The sequence below is a fragment of the Haloactinopolyspora sp. genome, assembly GCF_027324685.1.
Classification (GTDB): domain Bacteria; phylum Actinomycetota; class Actinomycetes; order Jiangellales; family Jiangellaceae; genus Haloactinopolyspora.
Window position 1 is genome coordinate 24001 of the sequence record NZ_DAHVSH010000015.1, and the last position, 26633, is coordinate 50633.

The 26633-nt window shown below is 69.6% G+C and carries 24 protein-coding genes and 1 pseudogene; 17 read left to right on the top strand and 8 right to left on the bottom strand.

Features of this window, described 5'->3' with window-relative positions:
* Position 1 precedes the first annotated feature (1 nt).
* Positions 2-2125, bottom strand: a complete 2124-nt coding sequence (gene tkt, locus M6444_RS02285) for a transketolase (protein WP_298322582.1) — start codon at positions 2123-2125, stop codon at positions 2-4.
* 206 nt (positions 2126-2331) lie between these two features.
* Between tkt and M6444_RS02290 the strand changes: the two genes are divergently transcribed.
* Both M6444_RS02290 and M6444_RS22850 read left to right on the top strand, forming a co-directional pair.
* On the top strand, positions 2332-3288 hold the full coding sequence (locus M6444_RS02290) for a heme o synthase (RefSeq protein WP_298322584.1): 957 nt from the start codon (positions 2332-2334) through the stop codon (positions 3286-3288).
* Between the two features lie 75 nt (positions 3289-3363).
* A pseudogene (locus M6444_RS22850) lies at positions 3364-3499 on the top strand (SDR family NAD(P)-dependent oxidoreductase); the annotation flags it as partial.
* Positions 3500-3724: 225 nt separating this feature from the next.
* On the opposite strand, the gene M6444_RS02295 reads toward M6444_RS22850, so the two are convergent.
* Entirely contained in the window at positions 3725-5119 is a 1395-nt protein-coding gene (locus tag M6444_RS02295; protein ID WP_298322587.1) for an FAD-binding oxidoreductase, read from the bottom strand.
* A gap of 167 nt (positions 5120-5286) precedes the next feature.
* On the opposite strand from M6444_RS02295, the gene M6444_RS02300 reads away from it, so the two are divergent.
* Entirely contained in the window at positions 5287-8439 is a 3153-nt protein-coding gene (locus M6444_RS02300) for an AAA family ATPase (RefSeq protein WP_298322590.1), read from the top strand.
* A gap of 54 nt (positions 8440-8493) precedes the next feature.
* Positions 8494-9243 (top strand): hypothetical protein, encoded by a 750-nt coding sequence (locus M6444_RS02305; RefSeq protein WP_298322593.1) that lies wholly within the window; start codon positions 8494-8496, stop codon positions 9241-9243.
* A gap of 9 nt (positions 9244-9252) precedes the next feature.
* Here M6444_RS02305 and M6444_RS02310 read toward each other — a convergent pair whose 3' ends face one another.
* Entirely contained in the window at positions 9253-10221 is a 969-nt protein-coding gene (locus tag M6444_RS02310) for a COX15/CtaA family protein (protein ID WP_298322596.1), read from the bottom strand.
* Positions 10222-10324: 103 nt separating this feature from the next.
* Between M6444_RS02310 and M6444_RS02315 the strand changes: the two genes are divergently transcribed.
* Complete coding sequence (locus tag M6444_RS02315) at positions 10325-10819, top strand: PH domain-containing protein (RefSeq protein ID WP_298322599.1); 495 nt, start codon at positions 10325-10327, stop codon at positions 10817-10819.
* Positions 10816-12387 carry a PH domain-containing protein gene (locus M6444_RS02320; protein WP_298322601.1) on the top strand — a complete coding sequence of 524 codons (1572 nt, stop codon included), beginning with the start codon at positions 10816-10818 and terminating at the stop codon, positions 12385-12387. Before M6444_RS02315 ends, M6444_RS02320 begins: the two co-directional genes overlap by 4 nt.
* Here M6444_RS02320 and M6444_RS02325 read toward each other — a convergent pair.
* From M6444_RS02325 to M6444_RS02340, 4 genes are all read right to left on the bottom strand, one after another.
* Entirely contained in the window at positions 12316-13074 is a 759-nt protein-coding gene (locus tag M6444_RS02325) for an ABC transporter permease (RefSeq protein ID WP_298322604.1), read from the bottom strand. The genes M6444_RS02320 and M6444_RS02325 overlap by 72 nt on opposite strands.
* Positions 13074-13997: an ABC transporter ATP-binding protein gene (locus tag M6444_RS02330; protein WP_298322606.1), complete on the bottom strand. Its 924-nt coding sequence runs from the start codon at positions 13995-13997 to the stop codon at positions 13074-13076. Before M6444_RS02330 ends, M6444_RS02325 begins: the two co-directional genes overlap by 1 nt.
* Before the next feature lie 52 nt (positions 13998-14049).
* Positions 14050-14259, bottom strand: a complete 210-nt coding sequence (locus tag M6444_RS02335; protein WP_298322610.1) for a DUF6458 family protein — start codon at positions 14257-14259, stop codon at positions 14050-14052.
* A gap of 67 nt (positions 14260-14326) precedes the next feature.
* Positions 14327-15007 (bottom strand): DUF3137 domain-containing protein, encoded by a 681-nt coding sequence (locus tag M6444_RS02340; RefSeq protein WP_298322613.1) that lies wholly within the window; start codon positions 15005-15007, stop codon positions 14327-14329.
* A gap of 220 nt (positions 15008-15227) precedes the next feature.
* Between M6444_RS02340 and M6444_RS02345 the strand changes: the two genes are divergently transcribed.
* Genes M6444_RS02345 through def form a run of 9 tightly spaced genes read left to right on the top strand, consistent with a single transcriptional unit; the run spans position 15228 to position 22664 of the window.
* Positions 15228-15959, top strand: coding sequence for a metalloregulator ArsR/SmtB family transcription factor (locus M6444_RS02345; RefSeq protein ID WP_363326210.1), 732 nt, complete (start codon positions 15228-15230; stop codon positions 15957-15959).
* On the top strand, positions 15956-17368 hold the full coding sequence (sufB, locus tag M6444_RS02350; RefSeq protein WP_298322618.1) for a Fe-S cluster assembly protein SufB: 1413 nt from the start codon (positions 15956-15958) through the stop codon (positions 17366-17368). Before M6444_RS02345 ends, sufB begins: the two co-directional genes overlap by 4 nt.
* Before the next feature lie 55 nt (positions 17369-17423).
* Positions 17424-18620, top strand: coding sequence for a Fe-S cluster assembly protein SufD (gene sufD / locus M6444_RS02355; RefSeq protein ID WP_298322620.1), 1197 nt, complete (start codon positions 17424-17426; stop codon positions 18618-18620).
* A 58-nt stretch (positions 18621-18678) separates the two neighbouring features.
* Positions 18679-19437, top strand: coding sequence for a Fe-S cluster assembly ATPase SufC (gene sufC / locus M6444_RS02360; protein WP_298322623.1), 759 nt, complete (start codon positions 18679-18681; stop codon positions 19435-19437).
* A 51-nt stretch (positions 19438-19488) separates the two neighbouring features.
* Positions 19489-20757: a cysteine desulfurase gene (locus M6444_RS02365; RefSeq protein WP_298322626.1), complete on the top strand. Its 1269-nt coding sequence runs from the start codon at positions 19489-19491 to the stop codon at positions 20755-20757.
* Positions 20754-21209 (top strand): Fe-S cluster assembly sulfur transfer protein SufU, encoded by a 456-nt coding sequence (gene sufU, locus M6444_RS02370; RefSeq protein ID WP_298322629.1) that lies wholly within the window; start codon positions 20754-20756, stop codon positions 21207-21209. The genes M6444_RS02365 and sufU overlap by 4 nt, the downstream gene beginning before the upstream one ends.
* On the top strand, positions 21206-21523 hold the full coding sequence (locus tag M6444_RS02375) for a metal-sulfur cluster assembly factor (RefSeq protein WP_298322632.1): 318 nt from the start codon (positions 21206-21208) through the stop codon (positions 21521-21523). Before sufU ends, M6444_RS02375 begins: the two co-directional genes overlap by 4 nt.
* On the top strand, positions 21520-22158 hold the full coding sequence (locus tag M6444_RS02380) for an HAD family phosphatase (RefSeq protein ID WP_363326207.1): 639 nt from the start codon (positions 21520-21522) through the stop codon (positions 22156-22158). Before M6444_RS02375 ends, M6444_RS02380 begins: the two co-directional genes overlap by 4 nt.
* 5 nt (positions 22159-22163) lie before the next feature.
* Positions 22164-22664 carry a peptide deformylase gene (def, locus tag M6444_RS02385; protein ID WP_298322730.1) on the top strand — a complete coding sequence of 167 codons (501 nt, stop codon included), beginning with the start codon at positions 22164-22166 and terminating at the stop codon, positions 22662-22664.
* Positions 22665-22676: 12 nt separating this feature from the next.
* Here the strand turns inward: def and M6444_RS02390 are convergent, their stop codons facing one another.
* A complete protein-coding gene (locus tag M6444_RS02390) occupies positions 22677-23585 on the bottom strand; it encodes an SMP-30/gluconolactonase/LRE family protein (RefSeq protein ID WP_298322637.1) in 909 nt (302 codons plus the stop codon).
* Positions 23586-23630: 45 nt separating this feature from the next.
* On the opposite strand from M6444_RS02390, the gene M6444_RS02395 reads away from it, so the two are divergent.
* Together M6444_RS02395 and M6444_RS02400 are read left to right on the top strand one after the other, a co-directional pair.
* Complete coding sequence (locus M6444_RS02395; RefSeq protein WP_298322640.1) at positions 23631-24635, top strand: hydroxyacid dehydrogenase; 1005 nt, start codon at positions 23631-23633, stop codon at positions 24633-24635.
* Between the two features lie 46 nt (positions 24636-24681).
* On the top strand, positions 24682-26607 hold the full coding sequence (locus M6444_RS02400) for a DUF2264 domain-containing protein (protein ID WP_363326211.1): 1926 nt from the start codon (positions 24682-24684) through the stop codon (positions 26605-26607).
* The last annotated feature ends 26 nt before the right edge of the window (positions 26608-26633 follow it).

Genomic DNA, 26633 nt, shown 5'->3' on the forward strand with positions numbered 1-26633 from the left:
GTTAGGCGCGAGAGAGAGAATCACGAGCCGCGGCCACCACGGCGTCGGCCGTGATGCCGAACTCTTCGTACAGGGTCGAGTAGTCCGCCGACGCACCGAAGTGCTCCAGGCTCACCGCACGCCCGGCGTCACCGAGGTAGCGGTGCCAGCTCATCGCCACACCAGCCTCGACCGACACCCGGGCGCGAACCGAGGACGGCAGCACCGACTCGCGGTAGGCGTCGTCCTGCGCCTCGAACCACTCGTGGGACGGGAACGACACCACCCGGGTCGCGATGCCGTCGGCCTGTAGCCGCTCGCGAGCCTCGACGGCCAGTTGCACCTCCGAACCGCTGGCCATCAGGATCACCTGGGGAGTACCCCCATCGGCCTCGGCGAACACGTAGGCACCTCGCGCGGTGCCCTCGGCCGAGGCGAACTTCGTGCGGTCGAACACCGGGACGTTCTGGCGGGTCAGGGCGATGCCCGCCGGACGGTCGCTGTGCTCCAGGATGGTCCGCCACGCCACGGCCGTCTCGTTGGCGTCGGCCGGCCGGACGAGGTCGAAGCCCGGAATGGCCCGCAGCGACGTGAGGTGCTCGACCGGCTGGTGTGTGGGCCCGTCCTCGCCCAGGCCGATGGAGTCGTGCGTCCACACGAACGTCACCGGGATGCCCTGCAACGCCGCCAACCGGACCGCGGCGCGCTGGTAGTCGCTGAACACCAAGAACGTGGCGGCATACGGCCGCGTCAGGCCGTGCAACGCGATGCCGTTGGCGATCAGGCCGGCGGCGAACTCACGTACGCCGAAGTGCAAGGTACGCCCGTACGGGTGCCCCGGGAACTTGGCGCTGGACCGCTTGACCGGCAGGAAGCTGGGCTCGCCCTCGATGGTGGTGTTGTTCGAGCCGGCCAGATCCGCCGAGCCGCCCCACAGTTCAGGCAGCACCGGCGCGATGGCGTTGATGACCTTGCCCGAAGCGGCTCTGGTCGCGATGCCCTTCTCCGAGGGCTCGAACTCCGGCAGGCTCTCGGTCCAGCCCTCGGGCAGTTCCCGGGCCCGCAGCCGGTCGAGCAGGGCGGCGCGCTCGGGGTTGGCCGCACGCCAGGCCGTGAACCGTTCGTCCCACTCCGCGCGCAACTTGCGCCCGCGCTCCACGGCCTGCTGGGTGTGGGCGAGGACCTCGGGGTCGACGTCGAAGGTGCGGTCCGGGTCGGCGCCGAGGAGGCGCTTGGTCGCCGCGACCTCCTCAGCCCCGAGGGCGGAGCCGTGGATGCCGCCGGTGTTCTGCTTGTTGGGTGCCGGCCACCCGATGATGGTGCGGACCCGGATGAACGTCGGGCGGTCGGTGACGGACTTGGCTTCGGCCAGCGCCTCGAAGACCGCCCGCGGGTCCTCCCGGTAGTCCCCGCCGGCGGTGAAATCGACCTCCACCGTGTGCCAGCCGTAGGCCCGGTACCGCGCGACGGTGTCCTCGGTGAAGGCGATGCTGGTGTCGTCTTCGATGGAGATGCGGTTGTCGTCCCAGATGACGACCAGGTTGCCGAGCTCCTGGGTGCCCGCCAGCGAGCTCGCCTCGCCGGAGACGCCCTCTTCCAGGTCGCCGTCAGAGGCGATCACGTAGATGTGGTGATCGAAGACACTTTCGCCGGCCGGCGCATCGGGGTCGAGCAGCCCGCGTTCGCGTCGAGCGGCGAAGGCCAAGCCCACGGCCGAGGCCAGCCCCGATCCCAACGGGCCGGTGGTGACCTCGACGCCCTCGGTGTGTCCGTATTCGGGGTGCCCGGGCGTCTTGGAGCCCCAGGTACGCAGCGCCTTCAGGTCGTCCAGCGACAACGGGTAGCCCGCCAGGTACAGCTGGATGTACTGCGTCAGGCTGCTGTGCCCGGCGGACAGGACGAATCGGTCGCGCCCGAGCCACTGCGGGTCGGTCGGGTCGTGACGAAGGATGCGCTGGTAGAGCGTGTACGCCACCGGAGACAGGCTCATCGCCGTGCCCGGGTGGCCGTTGCCGACCTTCTCGACGGCGTCCATGGCCAGCAGCCGGCCCAGGTCCACCGCGCGATCGTCGAGCTCGGACCACTCGAAACTGCCCGGGGAGGCGGACGGACTCGCGGAGGTCGGGGTGGGAGGTGTCGTATTCACCGGCGTGACATTCCTCTCGGCGTGCGGATCCGGACAATGGTGCTCAGCCGCCGTACGCGTGACGGCACGTGGCACGGACGAGCGTATCGGCGGCGGCGTCGACGCGCCCGGACACTCGGCCGTAAGGGCCCACGGTTAGACTCAACAGGCAGAACGCGACGGAAGATTCCGTCCAGCTTGTCTCTTCGATCACATGAGGATGATTGGTGACGTCCCTCGAGCCGAGTCGCGTCCGCCCTGACGCCGGGGTGCGCAGCTCCGTCTCCGGATGGGCGCGCATGCGCGAGGTCGTGGCCGCCTACCTGTCGTTGATGAAGCTGCGAGTGGTCGAACTCCTGCTCATCACGACCTTGCCGGCCATGGTCCTGGCGCAACGAGGCATCCCACCGCTGGGGCTCGTGCTGGCGACGCTACTGGCCGGCACGCTGGCCGGGGGGAGCGCCCACGCCTTCAACCAGGTGCTCGAGCGAGACATCGACGCGGTGATGCATCGCACCCGCCGACGGCCGCTGGCGCGAGCGACGGTGTCGCCCCACCGCGCGTTCGCCTTCGCCTCGCTGCTTCTGGCCGGAGCCACGGCCATCATGCTCATCTGGGTCAATGCGCTGGCGGCGGCGTTGACCATCGCAGCCAACCTGTTCTACGTCCTGATCTACACGATGCTGCTCAAGCGGCGGACCGCCCAGAACATCGTGTGGGGCGGCGTGGCCGGCTGTGTGCCGACGTTGATCGGCTGGGCGGCGGTGACCGGCTCGCTCGCGTGGCCGCCGGTGCTGCTGTTCCTTGTCGTCTTCTTCTGGACGCCGCCGCACTATTGGCCGCTGGCGATGCGATACCGCGACGACTACGCCCGCGCCGGGGTGCCGATGCTGCCGGTGGTGGCGCCGGCCACGACCGTGGCGTTGCAGATCATGGCGTACTCGTGGGCCATGGTCGTCACGACCCTCGCGTTGTGGCCCGTCGCCGACCTGGGGTGGATCTTCGGGCTGGCCGCTGTCGCCACCGGAGCCTGGTTCCTGCTCGAGGCGCACCGCCTGTACGGACGCGCACGGCGGCAACCCGACGGTGCGGGGCTGACCGCCATGCGCCTGTTCCACGGTTCCATCACGTATCTGACCGTGGTGTTCGTGGCCGTGATGGCTGACGTGCTCATCCTCGGCTGAGCAACGCCGCCGGTACACGTGTGCTGACCACACATCCGGCCGCGCGAGACTGTGTTGCGCAGGACCATCGAGCGTCGTGCGAGCGCGTACAAGGCGGCGTACGTGGCCGGCCAAGCATGCCCTGGAAGGTCTCTCGAAAGTCCTGGCTCTGGAGTGCGCCGTGTACGGGGTGACGAGCAACTGTGTCAACCCGGGCTATGCGCGTACTCCACGCGAGAGCCTTGCCCGGAGATCATGAGGCGTTTGCGGCTCCCGAGCGCCGCAAACGGCTCATGATCGCCGCATTTAGCAGACCTGGCCAGCCCTTGGCCGACTCTGCCTCATGATCACGTATGAGGCGCGATCATGAGGCAGAATCCGTCGCAGGATCAGCCCAGAAGGACGATCATGAGGCGTTTGCGGCCGTGATCACTGGGGGTTGGTGGCCGGTGCAGCCTCATCCCGCCGGGGCGATGTTCTGGTTGACGCGGAACAGGTTGCCCGGGTCGTAGACCGCCTTGATCGCGGCCAGGCGCGGGTAGTTGTCGCGGTAGCTGGCCCGGACCCGTTCGTTGCCCTCGTCCATCATCATGTTCACGTACGCTCCGCCGGCCGAGTACGGATGCAACGCCTCGTGGTAGTCGACGGACCACTCGCGGATGGCGTCCGCGTTGGCCGGGTCCGGATCCACACCGGCGAAGACCGAGCCCCAGGTGGCGTCGCGGTAGCTCCACGCGGTTGCGGTCGGCGCGATGTCGTGGACGGCGCCGTCGATGGGATACATGTGCATGGTCGACTTCCAGGTCGGCAGTTGCGCGCCGAACCTGGCGTGCAGGTCGACAGCGGCGTCGGGGATCTCCTTGACGAAGTCCGCCCGCCAGTACCACTGCTCGCCGGCCGGGTACAACGCGTCGAAGGCGCTCTGGATCGCCGGATGCGGCATGGCCGCGGGGCCGTGCAGGAGTGGTTCGGGTAGGGAGTCGAGCAACGGGGCCATGGCGGCTTGCGCCTCGGCTTCGCCGCCGACGTAGCACCAGACGACGCCGCAGACCGGCCGGAGGTGCAGCGACTCCGGGAACGGAGGGGCCGGAGGCACCTTGGCCACCGCGAAGAACCCGTTCAGCTCACGCGGCGCGCCGGGGAGGAACTCGCGGTAGGCCGAGAGCACCTCCGGCGTGGACTCGACCGGCCAGAACGTCGGCCCGGCGACGACCGTGTCGACCTCGTGCACGCGGAACAGGAACGACGTGACGACACCGAAGTTCCCGCCGCCGCCGCGAATCGCCCAGAACAGGTCAGGGTGCTCCTCGGCGTTGGCGCGGACCTGTTCACCGCTGGCCAGGACCATCTCGGCCTCGAGCAGATTGTCGATGCTCAGCCCGAACTTGCGGGTCAGGTGTCCGAGTCCGCCACCCAGCGTGAGCCCGCCGACACCGGTGGTCGAGATGATCCCGCTCGGCGTGGCCAGCCCGTGAGCGTTCGTGGTCCGGTCGACGTCCCCCCACGTGCAGCCGCCGCCCACGCGTACCGTGCGGGCCTGCGGGTCGACGGTGATGTCGCGCAGCGGCGCCAGGTCGATGACGACGCCGTCGTCGACGGTGCCCAGCCCGGCGCCGTTGTGGCCGCCGCCGCGCACCGCCAGCGGCAGCTCGTTGTCTCGGGCGAACCGGACCACCTGCGCGACGTCGTCGGGCGTCGTACAGCGGGCGATCAGAACCGGCCGCTTGTCGATCATGCTGTTGTACACCCTGCGCGCTTCGTCGTAGCCGGCGTCGTGCGGGCCGGTGAGGTGGCCGTTGAACCCGGTCAGCTGCTTGTGCGCGATCTTGGCGATGTCGATGGTCGTGCTCATGTCGCTTCCCCCAGGCAGCGCTGGCCGCGGCCCCTTGGGCCGCGCGGTCCCGGCGAACATGACACGTCGGTGTTGCGGTCTGGTTGCGCTACTTCTGCAACGGTGGGGCCGGTGCTGGGACCAACGGTCCTTGACCCGCCCACGACGACCGGCGTACGACGGTCGGTGTGACGCATGTCGACGCGCGCGACCTGCATCTTCGCCTCGTAGGGGGTTTCTCGGCCAGCAGGGCGGGGCGGGAGTTGACGCGCGCGGAGATCGGCGACCGCAAAGGCAGGCGGCTGCTGGCGATGCTGGCCACCGAGCCCGGCGTCATCGTGCCGATGGACCGGATCGTGGAGGCCCTGTGGGGCGACTCGCCCCCACGAGCGCCGTCGAGGAGCGTCGCGACCTTGGTGAGCCGGTTGCGCGCCACCATGGGCGGGGACATCGTGATCGGCGACCGGTCCGGCTACCGACTCGCCGAGACCCAACGGGTCGACCTCTCCCACGCCGGCGAACTGGTGACCGAGGCCGAGACGCGGGCCCAGGACGGCGAACCGGCCTCCGCGCTCGCCGCAGCACAGGCCGCGCTGGCGGTGATCGACGCGGCCCCGGTCCTGGCCGACGAACCCGACGCACCGTGGGCCGAGGACGCCCGCCGCAACCAGGCCGCGCTCGTTCGCCGGGCCAGACTCGTGGCAGCTGAACAGGCGGTGCACACCGGCGACGTCCCGGCGGCCGTGGCTGCTGCCGAGGCCGCCGCACGGGTCGACCGCTTGGACGAGCGAGCCGGGCGTGCGTTGATGCGCGCTTACGCCGCCGCAGGAGAACAGGGCAAGGCGCTGACGGCCTACGAACGCCTCCGGGCCGGCCTGTCGACCGAGCTCGGTGTCGATCCGTCCCCGACGAGCCGCGCGCTGCACGTGGCGATCCTGCGTGAACAAGCCGCCGCCGTGGCCGAGCCGGCTCCCGCCCCGCTGTCGAGCGGTCAGCCTGAGCTCGTCGGGCGTTCCGACGAGGTGGCGCGACTCGTCGGCGCCTGGGAACGCACCGTGTCGCGCCACGGATCAGTCCTGTTGATCACCGGAGAAGCCGGTATCGGCAAGACCCGGCTGGCCGACGAGGCGCTGCAGCTCGCCCAGCGCACCGGCGGGCTGGGCGTCAAAGCTCGGTGTTACGAGGTCGAGCGGTCGCTGTTCCTCCAGCCGATCGTGGAGGCACTGGCCTGGCTCGTCGAACATCTACCGGCACGAACGCTGCGTGAGGTCGTGCCCGACCGCGCTGGTGCGCTGGCCGCGCTCGTGCCGGAGGTCGCCGCGTTGCTCGGCGACAGCGAGGTCGAACGGGGCAGCGCCGACGTCGAGCGGCGCCGGACCTATGACGCCGTCGCCCGGTTTCTGCGCCGGCTGGCGGTGAAGCGCCCGGTGATGTTGGTCGTCGACGACGTTCACCAGGCCGGCGAGGCGACCATCGAGCTGCTCCATTACCTCGCCCGGCGCAGCGAGGGCAGCCGGGTGCTGGTCGTGGCCACCGTGCGCGCCGAGGAGGACGAACACGTCGTGGCCACCCTGGGGGCGGTGTCCGAGCACATCGACCTCGGGCCCCTCGGGCCCGGGGCGATCGCGCGGCTCGCCGCCGCTGCCGGGCAACGGGGACGGGGCACCGAGATCGCCCGCCGGACCCGCGGGCACACGCTGTTCGTCGTCGAGACGTTGCGGGGGCTGCGCTCGGGCGTGGGTGGCATCCCGCCATCGCTGCGCGCCGTGGTGCTGGCGCGGGTGCGACGGGCCGGCACGGCAGCCGACGAGGTCCTTCGCGCCGCGGCCGTGCTCGGTTCACCGTTCGCTCCGGCGACCATCGCCGGGCTGCTGGGCATCAGCACCGAGGAGGCCGCTCGGCGGTGTGAACGGCTGCTGGAGACCCGGTTGACCGTGCCGACCGGTACGGCCTACGAGTTCGCCAACGACCTCATCCGAGAGTCGCTCTACGACGCCACGCCGTTGCCGACTCGGCAGGTGTACCACCTACGCGCCGCCGATCTCCTGGCCGACAACCCCGAAGCGCTCGCGCGGCACGCCAGTGCGGCCGGCGACTGGCGGCGGGCCGGACGCGGGTGGTTGGCAGCGGGGGAGCGGGCTTTGCTCCGCCACGCCGTCGGTGACGCCGACGCACTGTTGACCAAGGCGGTCAAGGCGGATCGGGAAGGCTTGGATCTCGATGTCGCCGGCCGTGCCCACCTGGCCAGAGGCCGGTCGCGAGAAGCGATGCGCCGATACGACGAGGCGGTAGCCGATCACGGCGAGGCGCTTCGGCTGGCTCGCGAAGCCGGTGAACGCGAACTGGAGATGCGTGCCCTTCGGGCCCTCGGCGGACCCGCGTGGTCGGGCAGTGGTCGCGCGGTCGCGCAAGGCGGTGCCTACCTGGTCGAAAGCCTGTCGCTGGCCGAGCAGCTCGGCGACCGGGCCGCCCAGACGAACCTGCTGTCCTGGCTGGCGGTGCTGTCGGCCAATCGGCTGCGGTTCGACGACGCGCTCACCTACGGCCGGCAGGCGTTGCGCATCGCCGAGGGCATCGGCGAGCCGGACGTGCTGGCGGTGGCGCTGGACGGGCTGAAGACCGCGTACGCCTACCAGGGTGAGCTCGCCTGGCTGCACGTGGTCCTGGACCGGCTCGAACCGTTGTGCCGCGCCGGTGGCGATCTGTGGTTGTTGCAGTGGTGCGTGTTCGAGTCCGCGTTCCCGCTGCTCGCTCACGGCGCCTGGGACGCCGCCACCGCCAAGATCGAGGAGGCGTTGGCGATCAACCGGCGCAGTGGCTACGCCGGAGACGAGTCGTGGTACGTGTCGAATCTGGGGTGGATCGCGCGGCTGAAAGGCGATCACGCCGAGGCGCTGCGGCATGGTCGTACGGCCGTGGCCATGGACTCGCACGCCTGGTGGACGGCGGCTGCTGCTGCCATGTACGGCACCACTCTGCTCGAGACGGACCGCCGCCGCGAGGCGATCGACGTGCTCGAACGAGGTCTGGCCGGATGCGAACGGCACCGCACCGAGGCTTACCGGCTTCGGTGCCTCGCGGCGTTGGCCGAGGCCACCGCGTCGAAGCCGCTCCTGCTCGAGGCCGAGGCGATGATCACCTCGATCGGGGCGCCTGCGGGAGCGGCCTGGTTACACGGCGCCGATGCCTACATCGCCGTCGCACGAGCCTGGCAGCGCCACGACGAGGCGCAGCGGGCCGAGACGATCCTCACGCCGTTGCTGGCCGCGTCGCGGCGTACCGGCTGGACCGCCCCCGTGGCCCCGGCGCGGACGCTCGCCGACGCACTGCGGCGGGCCTGACCCGACCGAGGGCCGTGCGCGGTCGCCGGCGGGCATGAGGCACCATACGGTCCCGTGAGCTCCCCCGGTCAGCCACCCAGGTCATCGCTGCAACCCCCGGGCGGATGGGAGAAGCGCCCGCTTCTTGCGCGACCGAAGATTCACTTCGCCCCGGCCCGCGCGGTGCGCATCGACATCGACGGTGTTCGCACCGCTGGGATCCGATTCGCGGTGCGCCCGCCGTCGCGGCCGGTCAGCATCACGTTGGTGGTCGCCGGTCTCGGCTTCGTCGCGTTGGGCGGCACCGCGGCGGTGCTGGCGCTGCGCGACGGGATGGCGACAGGGATCATCGGATTCGTCGTGCTGGCAGGTCTCGGGTCGATCTTTCTGCTGGGTGGCCTCGCCGGGCTGCGCTCGTCGCGCACCGACCTCGGGGTCGACCTGACCGAGAGCCATGTCGTCGTCGGCCTGGGGTTCGACCGTCTCGCTGTGCCGTGGGACGACATCGCGCGCATCGATGCGACCACGCTGCGCTACACCGGCCGGCTCGGGATGCGCGGCCAGGTGCAGCATTGGCTGCTCATCGTCGGCACGCCGTCGTCGCCGCTGGTCCGGAGGCGACGCGAGCATCCACGCATGCTCGGGCGCGCCGTCGGCTGGGTCACCGGCGACGCGGTGGTGGCGATGCCGACCGGGCGCCTGGGCAGTGACCCGGTCGTGGTGTTCCATGCGTTACGGCATTACCTCGAGCGACCGGACGAGCGGATCCACCTGAGGACCGGCGCCGCCGCTACCGCGTGGTCGGCCTCGACCCAGCCACGGTGAGCATCGGCGTCAACGCACCGGCTGGACCGATGGCAACCAGCGGGTGGCGTACCAGGCGTCGACGGCGGCGAACACCATCGCCGCTGCCCCGAGCATGTGCAGGCCCACCAGGAGTTCCGGCAGCTCCAGGCGGTACTGGACCACGCCGATGAGCCCTTGCGCGAACTCCACCGCGACCAAGACCGCGGCGGCTGCGGCCGAGCGCCCCGGCGAGCCGAGCGCACGAGCGGTGAAGTACAACCCGATCGACAGCCCGACGAGCAGCAGGACGGCGTCGCCGTGCAGTTGGGTGACCACGGCGACGTCGAGCCCGGTACGACGGGCCTCGGGGTCCCCAGCGTGCGGGCCGCTGCCGGTCACGACGGCACCGAGGTAGACCACGGCCGCGGTGGCCGCCAGTACGAGCACCGCCAGCCGCTCCAGCCACGGATGGCCGACGCGAGCAGGCGCCATACGGGCCGGGCGGGCGGCCCGGCGGACCAGGACCGTCGCGACGCCCACCAGGACCGCCGACACCAGGAAGTGGAACATCACCACCCAGGGATTCAGGTCGGTCCACACCGTGATGCCGCCGATCACCGCTTGGGCCGGGATCACGCACAGCAAGAACACCGACGGGACCAGCAGGTCGCGCCGCGCACGGTCGCTGGACAGCGTGCGCACGACCGCGACCAGCATCGCCGCGGCCACGAGACCGAGCACGAAGGTCAGCAGGCGGTTGCCGAACTCGATGGCGCCGTGCAGGCCCATCTCGGGGGTGGCCGCGATGGAGCCGGACGTGCAGTGGGGCCAGTCGGGACAACCCAGACCGGAGTCGGTCAGCCGCACGGCACCGCCGGTGACGATGATGCCGCCCTGAGTGAGCAACGACGCGACGGCCAAGCGCCGGAGCGTGGCCTCCGACGGCAGCGGCACCCAGCGGGTGAAGCGGCCCCCGTCGTCCTGGGCTCGCGGTGTCCGTGCCGTGGTCGTACTCACCGAGTCATCGTATGCAACCTGCAGGTGAGCTGCGAAAGTCGGGTACGCCTCGGCCGCGGCGCGGATATTCTCACCCCGGTCGACCACATGAGGAGAGATCGCGGTGACGAACGCGCCGAGGCTGCGGGCGCCTCGCCAATGGCTCGATCCACGGGTCACGACCTGGTGGCGGGTGCTGGTGGCGCTGCCCGTGGCCGCGATGTCGGCACTGTTGTTGCTGCTGGGCCTGGTGATCGAGGCTGCTCGCTGGTGGTTGGTCGCGCCGGGGCTCGCCGTGGCCGCGGTAGGCGGCATCGCCGCGGTGGTGCTGCCGCGTTGGTGGTACCGCCTGCACCGGTGGGAGGTGACCGACACCGCGGTGTTCACCCGCACGGGGTGGTTCTGGCAGACCTGGCGGGTGGCTCCGATGTCGAGGATTCAGACCGTGGACACCACCCGGGGACCGCTGCAGCGCATGTTCGGGCTGGCGACGGTCACCGTGACGACGGCGTCCTCGGCCGGACCGGTGGTCATCGCGGGCTTGGCCGACGAGCAGGCGCGCGACCTCGCCGAGGAATTGACCCGCATCACCGACGAGACTCCCGGCGATGCGACGTGAGCACCGCCGAATGGCGCACGCTGCACCGACACACGCTCGTGGCGACCGCGATCGTCCTGACCGGGCTGGCCATGGCTGCCGGTGTGCCCACGGCCATCGGGATCGCGGCGGGCACGTCCGCACAGGTGGCGCTGGCTTGGGTGCTGCCGGGCGTGGCCGTGCTCGTCGGCGGCGGGGTCGCGGTGGATCATCTGCGGTGGCGGCGGACCCGCTACCGGGTGTCACCGACGTCGATGGAGCTTCGCCGGGGCATCGTCGTCGTGGCGAACCGGTCGCTGGCGCGCGAGCGCATCCGGTCGGTCGACCTCGGAGCGAGCCCTGCGCTGCGGATACTCGGGCTGGTCAAGGTGACCATCGGCACCGGGGACGGCCGTCAGGGCGGTGCCGGGGAGCAGACCCTCGTGCTCAACCCGGTGTCCCGGGACGAAGGTGAACGGCTGCGCACGCTGCTGCTCGATCGCGGTGACCCGGCGTCCGGCGGGGAGCGGGCCGATCAGCCGTTGGCGACGTGGAACCCGGCGTGGACCGGCTACGCGCCGTTGTCGTTCCTCACGCCGCTGCTGGCCTCGAGCGCCGTGGGTGCGGTGTTCCAGGTGAGCGAGTGGTTCGGGCGGCAACAGGTCCCGATCCAGGTGACCCGGGACCTGGCCGAGGCGATCGGTCCGTGGGAGACACTGGCGGGACTCGTGGCCGGATTCGCCGTGGTCGGCGCGGTGGCGTCGTCGGCGTTGTTCGTCGAGGCGTGGTGGGGCTGTCGGCTCGATCGCGAGCCCAGTGGCACGTTGCGCGTTCGGCGCGGCCTGCTGACCACGCGATCGGTGAGCCTGGAGGAGCGCCGGATCCGCGGCGTCGAGGTCGTCGAGCCGTTGGGGGCGCGATCGGCCGGGGCTGCGCGGCTCGACGTCGTCGCGACGGGTATCTCCTCAGATCGCAAGAAGGAGCTCAGTGTGCTCGTGCCCGCCGCGCCGCGCCGGTTGGTCTGGGCGGTCGCGCGCGAGGTCGCTGGGTTGCCGGACGCGGTGGCGTTGCGCGCCCACCCGGTGCGGGCGCGGTCCCGGCGGCTGTGGCGCGCCGGTGTCGCGGTCGTGGCGATGGCCGCCGTCGTCGTGGCCGCGGCCGCGGGACCGCTGCCGCGATTCTGGACGTGGGTGATCGTCGGTGTCGCCGCGCTGGTCAGCGCGGGCGTCATCGGGCTGGCGTGGGACGGGTACCGCGGCCTGGGGCACGGCCTGGACGAGCGTCACCTGGTGGTGCGGCGGGGCAGTCTGCGGCGCTCGACCGTGTATCTGCAGCGCAGCGGGATCATCGGGTGGCGCATCCGGCAATCGCTGTTCCAGCGCCGTGCTGGGCTCATGACGTTCACCGCCACCACCGCTGCGGGCAGGGGCCGCTACTCGATCGTCGACGCTGACGAGCACGAGGGGCTGCAGTTCGCCGCCGGAGTCGTTCCCGGCCTGCTCGAGCCGTTATTGATCCGCGGCGGCGACGCCGGGGTCTCACTCCCAGCGGAACCACCGCGCCGCGGCGGCGAAGCCGACAACAGCCCAGGCGATCAGTACCGCGCATGACCGCCACGGCAGGCCCGCGCCGTCGGCCAGCACCGAACGCAGCCCGTCGGCCAGGGCTCCGGTCGGGGTCGACTCGAGTACGGGACGGATGGCGGCCGGGAACTGCTCGAACGGGATGACGACGCCGCCGAGCACCAGAAGAAGCAGATAGACGAGGTTGGCCGCGGCCAAGGTGGCCTCGGCGCGCAGCGTGCCGGCCATGAGCAGGCCGAGCCCGGCGAATGCGGCGGTGCCGATGACGACGAGGATCACGACGGACACCGGCGATCCCTCGGGACGCCAGCCGAGTGCGAGGCCCAGCCCGCACACCAGCGCGATCTGCAGGGCTTCCACGACGCTGACCATGATCGCTTTGGCCGCGAGCAGCGCCCACCGCGGCAGCGGTGACACCGCCAGGCGTTTCAGCGCGCCGTACCGTCGCTCGTATCCGGTCGCGATGGCCAGTGAGGTGAACGCCGTGGACATGACCGACAGCGCGATGATGCCGGGGACGAGGAAGTCGACGCGCTCGTGGCCGGCGGTGTCGAACGCCGGTACGGCGCTCAGCAGAGCCAGCAGGACCACCGGGATCACGGCGGTCAACAGGAGCTGCTCGCCGTTGCGCAGCAGCAGCTTGATCTCGAAGGCGGCCTGAGCGACCAGCATGCGCGGCAGCGAGGCAGCGCCGGGAGCGGGAGAGTACGTCATCAGCGTGCCCGGCCCGTCGCCTCGAGGTAGATGTCTTCCAGGGATCGTCGTCCCACCTGCAGCCCTTCGGCGAGGATGTCATGGGTGGCACACCACGACGTCAACGTCGCCAGCAGGTGCGGATCCACGCTCGCGGTGACTTGGTAGCCGCCGGGTGTGACTTCGCGGACCTCCGCGGTCTCGGGCAGCGCCGCGCGCAGCGACGACAAGTCGAGACGAGGCGGGCCGCCGAAGGTGATGACTCCGTCGCCGACACCCGCGGTCAACTCCTGCGGGCTGCCCTCGACGGCCAGCCGGCCGGCATCGATGATGACGACGTGGTCGGCGAGCTGTTCGGCCTCGTCGATCAGGTGCGTGGTCAGCACGACGGTGACGCCGTCGCTGCGAAGCTCGCTGATCAGGTCCCAGGTCGCGCGGCGTACATGCGGGTCGAGCCCGGCTGTCGGCTCGTCGAGGAACACGAGCTCAGGCCGCCCGATCAGCGCCGCCGCCAACGCGACTCGCTGCCGTTGGCCGCCGGAAAGCCGGCGCAACGGCGTGCCTGCGGACTGTCGTAGGCCGAGTCGCTCGATCAACTGGTCGGCGTCGAGGGGGGTGCGGTGCAGCCGGGCCAGGTGCGTGAGCATGTCGATGGCCCTCGCGCCCGGATAGAAGCCGGCGCCTTCTTGCAGCATGACGCCCACGCGTGGGCGCAAGACGGCCCCGTCGCGCAACGGGTCGCGGCCCAGAACCCGGACGCGGCCGGAGTCCGCGCGTCGCAATCCCTCGCAGATCTCGACCGTCGTCGTCTTGCCGGCGCCGTTGGGACCCAGCACCGCCGTGACCGCGCCGGCGGGGAACCGCACCGACAAGCCGTCGACGGCCGTCGTGTGGCCGTACCGTTTGACCAGTCCGTCGATGTCGACCGCGGGCGAGACGTTCACTCGGCGAGTTTCGCACGCAGCCGCGCGACGTACCGGACAGGGCCGTGCCGGTTCAGGGTTCGTCGACGGGGTCGTCGATCGCGTGGGGGTCGATCTCGTGGCGGGCCGGACCCACGACGAACGAGAGTGCGAACACCAGCAGGCCCACGCCGAAGAAGATCCACCCGATCATGCTCAGGTCGAAGGCGCCGGCGCGGTCGCTGACCGCCAGTGCCAGGATCAGGCCGAGCGCCATCAGGAAAATGCCGCGCCCCAGCGTCATCGGATCACCTCGGTTTCGGGATGTCTCCGGGATACCCGCGAGCTGCGGCGGCAAACGGCTGTGGAGGTCACGCGTGGCGCCAGACGTCGCGTGAGACGTGCTCCAGCACGCCGATCATGCGGTCGAGCGAAGCGGCGATGCCCGCGGCGTCCAAGCGCCCCTTTTGGAACGAGATCATGGTGTCGTCCTCGAATCGCCAGTTCCACCGCCCGGCCTGTTTGAGGTGTTCCAGCAGCGGCGGTTGCAGGACCTGTGCGACGAAAGCGTCGTCGGCGCATTCGACCGCGAACATCTCGTCGAACTCCGGATCGCCGGTCGCCACGTGCGCGCCGCCGAACCACGTCACCTTCTGAGCGCTCACCTTCGGGCTGAGCACGTGCCGGGCGGTGACGGACAGTGTCGGCACCGACGCCGGCAGCGGCAGCGCCCACACGGCGAACCGGTGGGGGATCGCGGTGTCGGCGTTGGGCGTCGGTTTGGCCGTGAACACATAGTCGAACGCGGCGAAGTCATGCCCGCGGTGGCTTCCCCGGACGACGTTGCGAGGATGCCCGGCGCGAGCACGGAAGGGCTCGCCGCGCCATCGCATGCCGATGTCGTCGTCCGTGGCAGCCAGGCTCCAGCCGCGCGCCCGGACGCCCTCGCGCATGGCCGAGGCGTGACGTCGTGCCGACCGGCGCGCACCGTGCACGCCCAGGCCGACGACACCGGCGATCACGATGAACGCCGTCACGACGACGATTTCCATCCCTACCTCCTGGAAGAACGGTTCCGGTTGGGTGGAGACGTTCCACGAAACGACTCGAGGCATGTATCGCCTCGAGTGGCCGTGAGCGGAGGGCACGTGCCGGTCAAGGTGGAGGTACAGAGGAGGTAAGGGTGACCTGCGTGACGCAACACACGATCAGCAGGTTGAGAGTCGCCCGGAAAAAGAGCACGATGGTGTTGTGAAAAACACGCATGAGCAGGTGCCGGCGACGGGGAGCGGTCCCGTCGCCGCAGATGCTCATGCTCGCACGCGTGAGCGGGTGGCGCGTGCGGTGCTCGAGAACGGCCCGTCCACGGCGGCGGCACTGGCCGAGCTGATCGGCTTGACCCCGGCGGCGGTCCGTCGGCACCTGGACACTCTGGTCGCCGAGGGCATCCTCGAGCCGCAAGAGGAGCGCGTCTACGGCCAACGGGGCCGTGGCCGGCCGGCCAAGGTGTTCGTGCTGACGCCCGAGGGTCGTGACGCCTTCGAGCATTCGTACGACGACCTCGCGGTCGGAGCGTTGCGGTTCCTGGCCGACACCGGCGGTGACGATCTGGTGCTGGAGTTCGCCCGCCGCCGCATCGCCGACTTGGAGGAGCGCTACCGCCCGGCGCTCGAGGCCGCAGCTCCGGAACGGCGTGCCGCCGTTCTCGCCGAGGTATTGTCGACTGATGGCTATGCTGCCTCGGTGCAGGCGGCACCGGTGGGCGGCGGCGAGCAGCTGTGTCAGCACCATTGCCCGGTGGCGCACGTTGCCGAGCAGTTCCCGCAGTTGTGCGAGGCGGAGACCGAGGCTTTCGCCCGGCTGTTGGACACCCACGTGCAGCGCATCGCCACCATCGCGAACGGCGAAGACGTCTGCACCACGCACGTTCCCGGAGTCCGGAGATCTCCGGCGCAGCACGACCTGATGCACGACACGAATCCGCGGAGAGGATCGCATAGATGACCACCACCGCTCATCCGGAGCTCGAAGGGCTCGGCCGCTACGAATACGGCTGGGCCGACGCCGACGACGCCGGCGCCACCGCCAAGCGGGGCTTGAACGAAGACGTCGTCCGCGAGATCTCCGCGCTCAAGGACGAGCCGGAGTGGATGCTCGAAACCCGGCTGAAGGCGTTGCGCCTGTTCGAGAAGAAGCCCGTGCCCACGTGGGGTGCGGATGTGTCGAACATCGACTTCGACAACATCAAGTACTTCGTGCGCTCGACCGAGCAGCAGGCCACCTCGTGGGAGGAGCTCCCCGAGGACATCAAGAACACCTACGACAAGCTGGGCATCCCCGAGGCGGAGAAGCAGCGCCTCGTCGCCGGTGTCGCCGCGCAGTACGAGTCCGAGGTCGTCTATCACAAGATCCGGGAAGACCTCGAGGAGCAGGGTGTCATCTTCCTCGACACCGACACCGGCCTGCGCGAGCACCCCGAGCTGTTCAAGGAGTACTTCGGCTCGGTCATCCCGGCCGGCGACAACAAGTTCTCGGCGCTGAACACCGCGGTCTGGTCCGGCGGATCGTTCATCTACGTGCCGAAGGGTGTGCACGTCGACATTCCGTTGCAGGCCTACTTCCGCATCAACACCGAGAACATGGGCCAGTTCGAGCGGACCCTGATCATCGTCGACGAAGATGCCTACGTGCACTACGTCGAGGGATGCACCGCGCCTATCTACTCCTCGGACTCGCTGCACAGCGCCGTGGTCGAGATCGTGGTCAAGAAGGGCGCCCGGGCGCGCTACACCACCATCCAGAACTGGTCGAACAACGTCTACAACCTGGTGACCAAGCGCGCCACGGCTGCCGAAGGCGCCACCATGGAGTGGATCGACGGCAACATCGGCTCCAAGGTCACGATGAAGTACCCCGCGATCTGGCTGATGGGCGAGCACGCCAAGGGCGAGACGCTGTCGCTGGCCTTCGCCGGCGAGGGGCAGCACCAGGATTCCGGTTCGAAGATGGTGCACATGGCGCCGCACACGTCGAGCTCCATCGTGTCCAAGTCGGTGGCACGCGGCGGCGGCCGTACGTCGTACCGCGGCCTCGTGCAGGTCATGCCCAGGGCCACCGGCAGCGCCAGCACGGTGCTGTGTGACGCCCTGTTGGTCGACGGGATCTCGCGCTCGGACACCTACCCGTACAACGACATCCGCAACGACGACGTGTCCATGGGCCATGAGGCCACGGTGTCGAAGGTCAGCGAGGAGCAGCTGTTCTATCTCATGAGCCGCGGCATCCCCGAGGACGAGGCCATGGCGATGATCGTGCGGGGGTTCATCGAGCCCATCGCGCGCGAGCTGCCGATGGAGTACGCACTCGAGCTGAATCGCCTGATCGAGCTGCAGATGGAAGGCGCGGTCGGGTGAGTGCTTGCTCACGAGCCCAGTCCCGAAGCCCACGGATGAAGATGGAAGCGAGTAGATGAGCATCGATACGGCTCAGCACGGCCTGGTTGAGCACTCCCACGGCGCCGGCGCCGAGGCAGCGGAAGGGGCACTCGACCGCTTCGCCTCCTTCGACGTCGACGCCCATGAGGTACCCCGGGGTCGCGAGGAGGAATGGCGGTTCACGCCGATGTCGCGACTGCGTGGACTGCACGACGACACTCCGCTCGACGGCAGTGTCGACGTCTCCGTCGACGCCGACCCGAAGGTGGCCGTGACGACGGTGGGCGCCGACGACCCGCGCCGGGGCACGTCGACGTACGTACCTGTCGACCGGCCGAGCGCCCGCGCCTGGGCCAGTGCCGAGAAGGTCGTGGCTGTCGACGTTCCCGCCGACACCGTCGTCGATCAGCCGACGGTGCTGACGTTGACGGGGCGGTCGGCCGAGCAGGGCGCGGCCGGCCACGTGGTCGTCACCGCGGGCCGGCACAGCAAGTCGGTGCTGATCCTGGAGTACCTCGGCTCGGCTGCGCTGGCTGACAACGTCGAGGTCGTCGTGGGTGACGGTGCCGAGCTGGTCGTCGTGACGGTGCACGACTGGGACGACGACGCCGTTCACCTGTCGCACCAGCACGTCCACGTCGGACGAGACGCGACGGTGCGGCACGCGGTCATCTCCTTCGGCGGTGATCTCGTTCGCACCGGAACCACGCTGGACTACGCCGGCCCGGGCGGCGACGCGACGCTGCTGGGTCTGTACTACGTCGACGCCGGCCAGCACATCGAGAACCGCCTGGTCGTCGACCACAACACACCGAACTCCAGGAGCGACGTCGAGTACAAGGGCGCGCTGCAGGGCAAGGGTGCGCACGCGGTGTGGATCGGCGACGTGCTGATCCGCAAGCAGGCTCTGGGCATCAACACCTACGAGCTCAACCGCAACCTCGTGCTCACCGACGGCGCCCGCGCGGACTCCGTGCCCAACCTCGAGATCGAGACCGGCGAGATCGAAGGCGCCGGGCACGCCAGCGCCACCGGCCGCTTCGACGACGAGCAACTGTTCTACCTTCAGGCGCGCGGGATCCCGCCCGAACTGGCCCGCAAACTCGTGGTTCGCGGGTTCTTCGCGTCGTTGATCAACCGCGTCGGCGTCCCGGCGATCTCCGAGCGGCTCATGGCCACCGTCGAGCGCGAACTGGCCGTGGCCGAGGAGCTCGCGGCCCAAGGCGCCTGATGATGCTCCCTGCCAGCACTGCACTGACGAACTACGGACACGAAGGAACACCCACGATATGAGCAACCTGGAGATCCGCGACCTGCACGTGTCGGTCGAGACCGAGGCCGGCCCGAAGGAGATCCTGCGCGGTGTCGACCTCACGATCGAGAGCGGCCAGACCCACGCCATCATGGGCCCCAACGGGTCGGGCAAGTCCACGCTGGCCTACTCCCTGGCCGGGCACCCCAAGTACACGGTCACCAGCGGCAGCGTCCGCCTCGACGGCGAGGACGTGCTGGACATGACCGTCGACGAGCGTGCCCGGGCCGGGCTGTTCCTCGCCATGCAGTACCCGGTCGAGGTTCCGGGTGTGTCGGTGTCGAACTTCCTTCGTACCGCCAAGACCGCCATCGACGGCGAGGCGCCGAAGCTGCGTACGTGGGTCAAGGACGTCAAGGAGTCGATGCAGAACCTGGCCATCGACGACGCTTTCGCCGAGCGCGACCTCAACACCGGCTTCTCCGGTGGTGAGAAGAAGCGGCACGAGATCCTGCAGCTCGAGCTGCTCCAGCCGAAGTTCGCCGTCCTCGACGAGACCGACTCCGGCCTCGACATCGACGCGCTGCGGATCGTGTCCGACGGGGTCAACCGCTTCACCGCGAACGGCGACAAGGGCGTGCTGCTGATCACCCACTACACGCGGATCCTGCGCTACATCAAGCCCGACTTCGTCCATGTCTTCGTCGGCGGGAAGATCGCCGAGGAGGGCGGCCCGGAGCTGGCCGACAAGCTCGAGGAGCAGGGCTACGTCGACTACGTCGGCGCGAGCGCCTGAGTTGCGGATCGGTGCGCGGATGATCCGGTCTTCGATCCAGAGGAGCGCATCGTGGCACGTGAAGTGACCAGCCCGCTCGACGTGGACCGGGTCCGCAAGGACTTCCCGATCCTGCAGCGGCGGCTGGCCGGCGATCACCCCTTGGTGTATCTGGACTCGGCCAACACGTCACAGAAGCCGCAGCCCGTCCTCGACACACTCACCGAGCACTACACCCGCCACAACGCCAACGTGGCCCGGGCGGTGCACCAGCTCGGTGAGGAGGCCACCGCGGCCTACGAGGGCGCGCGCGACACGATCGCGACGTTCATCGGGGCTCCCTCGCGCGACGAGGTGATCTTCGCCAAGAACGCCTCCGAAGCGCTCAACCTGGTGGCGAACACGTTGGCCAGCGGGCTGGCCGACGATCCGAGGTATCGCCTCGGCCCGGGCGACGACATCGTCATCACCGAGATGGAGCACCACTCCAACATCGTGCCGTGGCAGCTCGCCGCTCAGCGCACCGGCGCACGGCTGCGGTGGTTCGGCATCACCGACGAGGGTCGACTCGACCTCGCCCAGCTCGACGAGCTCATCACGCCCCGCACGAAGGTCGTCTCGCTCGTGCACCAGTCGAACATCCTGGGCACGCTCAACGACGTCGCGCTGATCGCCGCGCGCGCTCACGAGGTCGGTGCGCTGGTGTTGGTCGACGGTGCTCAGTCGGTGCCGCACATGCCGATCGACGTTCGCGAGCTCGGCGTCGACCTGCTCGCTTTCACCGGACACAAGATGTGTGGGCCGACCGGCATCGGCGTGCTGTGGGGTCGCAGCGAGGTGCTCGACGCGCTGCCGCCGTTCCTCGGCGGCGGGGAGATGATCGAGACCGTGGCGATGGAGGGGTCGACGTTCGCGGCTGCTCCGCACAAGTTCGAGGCCGGCACGCCACCCATCGCCCAGGCGGTGGGGCTGGGCGCCGCGGCGGACTACCTCAGCGGTCTGGGCATGGCCCATGTCAACGCGCACGTGGAGTCCATCACCGCCTACGCGCTGAACATGCTCGCCGACGTCGACGGCGTGACGATCATCGGTCCGGATTCACCAGTCGACCGCGGCGGCACCATCTCGTTCACCCTCGACGGCATTCATCCGCACGACGTGGGACAGGTCCTCGACGAGCACGGCGTGGCCGTGCGGGTCGGGCACCACTGCGCCCGTCCGGTCTGTGTGCGCTACGGAATACCAGCCACCACCCGCGCGTCGTTCTATGTGTACACCACCACTGACGACATCGACGCGCTGGCCGATGGCCTGGAGCGGGTGAAGAGGTTCTTCGGGTGAGCGACAGCCTGTACCAGGAGATCATCCTGGACCATTACAAGAACCCGCACGGGCGCGGGCTGCGGGAGCCGTTCGACGCCGAGGCTCACCACGTCAACCCCACCTGCGGTGACGAGATCACCGTGCGGGTGGCAACCGACGGTGCGACGCTGAACGACCTGTCCTACGACGGGCAGGGCTGTTCGATCAGCCAGGCCTCGGCCAGCGTGCTGTACGAACTGCTCAACGGGCGGCGCATCGAGGACGCCTTCGCCGTCGAGAAGTCGTTCGTGGAACTGATGCAGAGCAAGGGCGCCATCGAGCCCGACGAAGCCGTCCTGGGTGACGGCATCGCCTTCGTCGGCGTGGCGAAGTACCCCGCTCGGATCAAATGCGCGCTGCTGTCGTGGATGGCGTTCAAAGACGCGCTGTCTCGCGCCGTAGCTACGACCGAAGGAGGCTCACCCTCATGACAGCAACCGTTGATGTCGAAGACGTCAAGGAAGCCCTGCGTGACGTCGTCGATCCCGAACTGGGCATCAACGTCGTCGACCTCGGCCTGATCTACGGCGTGTCCGTCGACGACGACGGCGTCGCCACCATCGACATGACGCTCACCAGTGCGGCCTGCCCGCTCACCGACCTGATCGAGGAGCAGGCGGCTGCGGCCACCGACGGTCTGGTGAACCAGTTGAAGATCAACTGGGTCTGGATGCCCCCGTGGGGCCCGGACAAGATCACCGACGAGGGACGGGAGCAGTTGCGGGCTCTGGGCTTCAACGTATGACGGTGCAGCAATCGCCGACGGTCGTGTTCGACCTGGGTGGGGTGCTCGTCGACTGGGATCCGCGCTATCTCTATCGCAAGCTGCTGCCTGATGACGAAGCCGTCGAGAAGTTTCTCGCCGAGGTCACCACGCCGCAGTGGAACCGCGAGCAGGATGCCGGGCGGAGCTGGGACGAGGCCGTGGCCGTATTGAGCGAGCAGTTTCCGGAGCACTCGGAGCTGATCGCGGCCTACCACCATCGCTGGACGGAGATGATCAGCGGCCAGATCGACGGCACCGTGACGACGCTTCGAGCGCTGCACGAGGCCGGGGTACCGCTGTACGCCCTGACGAACTGGTCGGCGGAGAAGTTTCCGTACGCCAGAGACACCTTCGAGTGGATGTCGTGGTTTCGGGGCATCGTGGTCTCCGGAGCCGAACGCCTCGTGAAGCCCGACCCGCGGATCTATCACACGCTGCTCGACCGGTACGGTGTGCAGGCGTCGTCGGCGGTCTACATCGACGACAGCCTGCCCAACGTCGAGGCCGCGCGCGTCCTCGGCTTCACCGCGATTCATTTCACCGGGCCCGATCAGCTCGCTGCGGACTTGGCGGCGGTCGGTCTGCCCGTGAACGGCAAGGAGGCCTCGGCGTGACCATCATGCCGATCCGCATCTGGGGTGACCCCGTGCTGCGCACCCCCTGCGACCCGGTGACGACGTTCGACAGCGACCTGCGCCGGTTGGTCGACGACATGTTCGAGACCATGTACGACGCGCCTGGGGTGGGGCTGGCGGCCAACCAGGTCGGCGTGTCGCTGCGGCTGTTCGTCTACGACGTCGGCGACGGGCTCAAGGGCGTCGTGGCCAACCCGGAGCTGGAACTGTCCGAAGAAGAGCAGGTCGGCGACGAAGGATGCCTGTCGGTGCCGGGGCTCGCGTACAACCGGCGCCGGGCGATGCATGCGACGGTCACCGGTCAGGACGTCAACGGTGAACCGCTGACGTTGACCGGCAGCGGCCTGTTGGCGCGCTGTTTCCAGCACGAGACCGACCACATCAACGGCGAGCTCTACGTCGACAAACTCGACCGTGACGAGCGTAAGGCAGCGCTGAAGGCGATCCGCGAGGCCGACTGGGCGCGCGAGCCGTCCGTCGGCTGACGAGCGCGCCGCTCAGCGCAGCCCGTACGGCTTGCGGGCGCCGTTGACGTTGGTGATGATCGAATACACCGACGTGGTGGCGCAGATGAACAGCCGATTGCCCTTGGCCCCACCGAAGGTGAAATTGGCCGCGACCTCGGGTAGACGCAGCTTGCCCACCAGTGTCCCGTCGGTTTCGAAGCAGTGCAGACCGTCGGCTGCGGCGGCCCAGACCCGGTGCCGATCGTCGAGGCGGATGCCGTCGAAGGTGCCGGCCGTGCTGGTGGCGAAGACGTCGCCGCCGGACAGGGTGGCGTCGTCAGCGACGTCGAACACGCGGATGTGATCGCGGCGGCTGTCGCCGATGTAGAGCTTGCGCTCATCGGGCGAGAACGCCAGCCCGTTCGGTCGGTCGAAGTCGTCGGCGACGATGCGCACGGTCGCATCGGCCGGGTCGACCCGGTAGACGTGGCAGGCGCCGATCTCGGACTCGGCGCGGTGACCTTCGTAGTCACTGTCGATGCCATAGGCGGGGTCGGTGAACCAGACGGAGCCGTCGGAGTGGACGACGACGTCGTTCGGGCTGTTCAGGCGCTTGCCGTCGTAGGCGTCGGCGAGCACGGTGATGGTGCCGTCGTGCTCGGTGCGGGTGATGCGCCGCGTACCCTGCTCGCAGCTGACCAGCCGGCCCGCCGGATCGAGCGTGTGGCCGTTGGTGTAGTCGGCCGGCTCTCGGAACACGCCGACGGCGCCGGTCGTCTCGTCCCAGCGCAGCATCCGGTCGTTCGGGATGTCGCTCCACAGCAGGTATCGCCCGGCGGGAACGTAGACCGGGCCTTCGGTCCACCGGCACCCCGAGGCGAGGCGCTCGACGTGCTTGTCGCCCTTGAAGTCGAACCGTTCGTCCAGGACGTCGAACACCGCTGGAATCGTCTCGGTCATAGGGAGATCAGATCACATCACGACGGCATGCGATGATCGGGCACCATGACCGATCTGCCGAGAGCCGTCCTGGTCATGGACCACGCTGCCACGAACCGGTTGTTCCACGACCGTTCGCTGGAGGCCCTGCGCGCCGTCGCCGACGTGAGATGGTGCGCACCGAATGATCCCAACCTGGCCGACGACGCGCTCACCGACGCTGAGATCGTGGTGACGACGTGGGGGAGCCCGCCGCTCGATGACGCCCTGCTGCGTGCCGCACCGCGTCTTCGAGCCGTGTTCCATGGCGCCGGGTCGGTCCGGCATCTGGTCACCCCGGCGTGTTGGGAGCGCGATCTGGTCATCGTCTCCGCCGCCGAGGCGAACGCGGTGCCGGTGGCGGAGTTCACCCTCGCCTCCGTGCTCTACGCGGGCAAGCGCGTTCAGGGCTTCGCACACGACTACACCCAGTCCCGTGGGCAGGGTTGGGACTTGCGGCTGGACCGGCTGCCGCCGACGAACTACGGGTTGGTTGTCGGGCTCGTGGGCCTGTCCAAGATCGGTCACCGCGTGGCGCAGTTGCTGCGCCCGTTCGACATCGAGGTACTGGTGACCGACCCGTACGCCGCGTCCGTCGACGCCGAGGCTGTCGGCGCGCGCCTGGTCGAGCTCGACGAGCTGTTGCGCCACAGCGACGTCGTGTCCCTGCACGCACCCCTGCTGCCCGCAACGCAGAACATGATCGGCGCCGGGCAACTGGCGTCGATGCGCGACGGCGCGACGCTGATCAACACCGCCCGCGGTGGTCTGGTGGACACCGAGGCGTTGACGGCCGAAGCGGTCTCGGGACGGCTGAACGCGATACTCGACGTCACCGAGCCGGAACCGCTGCCGGCCGACTCAGCGCTCTACGGCCTGCCCAACGTCCAGCTCACACCGCACATCGCCGGCTCGATCGGCGCCGAGGTGCAGCGGATGGGCGAGCTCGTCGTCGACGAGATCGAACGCTTCCTGACCGGCCGGCCGCTTCAGTACCGCGTTCGACGAGAGGACATGCACCGTGTCGCCTGACCCGCGTTCCCGATACACCGGGTGGGCCCGTACCGATTGGGAGCGTGTGGCCGATACGTTGCTGCTGGCACCACGGCCTTACGCCACACCGGGACACGCGCTCATCCACCTGCCCGGCCCGGCGAGCGCGTCCGGACGATGGAGTGACGGGTTGGAAGGCTTCGCCCGGACGTTCCTCCTGGCGGCGTTCCGCCTCGCCGGCGCCGACGGCGCCGATCCGCATGGCCTCGCGCAGTGGTACGCCGACGGGATCCGCGCCGGTGTCGACCCGTCGTCGCCGGAGCGGTGGCCGCGCCTGACCGAGTGCAGACAGGCCGTCGTGGAGGCGGCGTCGGTCGCCATCGGTCTGCACGAGACCCGGCCCTGGGTGTGGGACCGGTTGCCCGCGCGAACCCGGGAGCAGGTCGTCGACTGGCTCGGCGACATGGTGGGGCTGGGCACGTACGAGAACAACTGGGTCTGGTTCCAGAACGTCGTGGAGGCGTTCTTGCGCTCGGTGGGCGGACCGTGGGACCCGGCGGACATCGACAGCAACCTGCAGGCGCACGAAAGCTGGTACGTCGGTGGCGGCTGGTACACCGACGGCGGCACGCACAACTACGACTACTACGCCCACTGGGCCATGCACCTGTATCCGCTGTGGTACTGCCGCATGCTCGGTGAGCAAGCCGACGCGTCGATGCGCGAGACCTATCGCGACCGGCTGCGGCAGTTCCTGCTCGACGCTAGAGAATTGGTGGCCACCGACGGCGCACCGGTCTTTCAGGGCCGGTCGCTGACCTACCGGTTCGCCATGCTGGCGCCGTTCTGGGTCGGTGCCGTGTTCGACGCCACGCCGCTGCCGCCAGGACAGACTCGCCGGCTGACCAGTGGCGTGCTGAAGTACTTCGCCGAGCGAGGCGCGCCCGACGCCGACGGGTTGCTGCCCATCGGCTGGCACGGCGCGTTCGTCAACGTGCGCCAGCCCTACTCCGGTCCCGGCTCGCCGTACTGGGCCAGCAAGGGCTTCGCAGGGCTGCTGCTGCCGGCCGAACATCCGGTGTGGACCGAGGACGAGGTGCCGCTGCCGGTCGAGCAGGCCGACTCGGTGCGGGTGATGCACGAGCCGGGTTGGGTGGTGTCGAGCACCGTGGCTGACGGCGTCGTGCGCGTGTTGAACCACGGCTCGGACAAACGCGCCGGTCCGGCTGCCAGCGTCGACCTGCCGTTCTACGCCAGACACGGGTACGCCACCCATTCCGCGCCCGAGTTGTCCCAGGCCGACGCGCAGCGGCCGGTCGATTCACACGTCGCGCTGCTCGACGCCGAGGGCGTCCCGTCGCATCGCACCCCGTTGACGCCGGTCGGCATCGGTTCGGCCGGGCTGGCTTCGCGCAGCCGGGCCCACTGGCTCGATCTGTCCGACCGGGGCGGCAACACCGGGGGCTGGGAGAGCATCCGCGTGGGCCCCTGGCTCACCACCGCCTCGGTGGTACGCGGGCCGCTGGAGGTCCGCCTGGCCCGCGTCGATCCGGTGGATCCAGGCTTCGGTGTGCCCGGCACGGCCGACAACGACGACCCGGACGCGTGGCGGTTGGTCGACGCCGGCCCGTGGCGGCTGCACATCGGCGGCTGGTCGGTGGCCACCGATACCGGGGCGCCGGGCGAGCGGTCGGCGGGGACCACCGCGTCGGTCGCGGTGGACAGCGGGTTGACCAGCGCCGTCGTCGCCGTCTCCGGCGTTGACGAGGTGGGCGTCCAGCATCGTGACGGCACCAACCCGCTGGGCCGGCTGTCCGCGGCGCCGTGGGCCCGCACCACGACGCCGGTGTCGTTCGGGCAGGTCTACGCTGCCGTGGTGGTGTTGACCGGCGTGCCCGGCGTCGTCGACGAGGCTCGGCGGGTCGGCATGGTCGCCGACGGCGACGCGGTCACCGTCACGTGGCCGTCCGGCGACGTCGACAACCTGGTTCTACCAGCGCCGACGCACTGACTCGTCCCGTCGGCGTAGCGTTGGGT